This is a genomic window from Bradyrhizobium sp. Crot121 (assembly GCF_059512385.1).
This window is the reverse complement of record NZ_JCAMOR010000290.1, coordinates 1-802: the sequence shown is the minus strand read 5'-3', so window position 1 is coordinate 802 and position 802 is coordinate 1. Positions and strand designations below refer to the sequence as shown.

The following is an 802-nucleotide window of genomic DNA, read 5'->3' as shown; positions in this document are numbered from 1 at the left end:
CCTCAAGCCATGGCGCAGGGACATGTGGTGCATTCCCCATGTCGACGGCGAATACGTCGCCCGCATGGAGGACGTGCTCGATCTCTACGCCGAGACGCCGGATCCCGCCCGCCCCCTGGTCTGCTTCGACGAGACCCCCGTCCAGCTGATCGGCGAGGTGCGCCAGCCGGTCCTGGCCCAACCGGGACAGCGCGAGCGCTACGATTACGAGTATCGCCGCAACGGCACCGTCAATCTCTTCGTCACCTTCGATCCGTATCGGGGCTGGCGCAACGTCAAGCTCACCGACCGCCGCGCCGCCGTGGACTACGCCCACTGCATGCGTGAGCTCGTCGACGTTCATTATCCCGACGCCGCCTGCATCCGTGTCGTGCAGGACAATTTGTCGATCCATAAGCCTGGGGCGCTGTATGAGGCCTTCGCGCCTGCCGAGGCCCGCCGCATCCTGTGCCGCCTCGAATTCCCACTACACCCCGAAGCACGCCAGTTGGCTCAACATGGTTGAGTGCGAGATCAGCGTGCTTCAGCGCCAGTGTCTCGGCCGCCGCATCGACGACTCCAAAAGGCTCCGAAACGAGATCGCGGCATGGCAACGGCGGCGAAATAAAACCCGAGCCCGAATCAAATGGATGTTCACAACCGACAAAGCTCGCGCCAAACTCGGCCGCGCCTATCCAGCCACCCCCAAAGAGTCAAAATCACTGTGATAGACTACTAGTACCCAGTTTTCATAGAACGTGAGTCGTGATTCAAGATCGGGATGATTCCCGAAGCAAGAGAAGTCCGCGTTTCGCGGAAGGAG

The 802-nt window shown here is 61.3% G+C and carries 1 pseudogene; it reads left to right on the top strand.

The annotated features are described in order from the left end of the window. Positions 1 to 707, top strand: a pseudogene (locus AC5ZGW_RS46580) (IS630 family transposase); the annotation flags it as partial. Between the last annotated feature and the right edge of the window lie 95 nt (positions 708 to 802).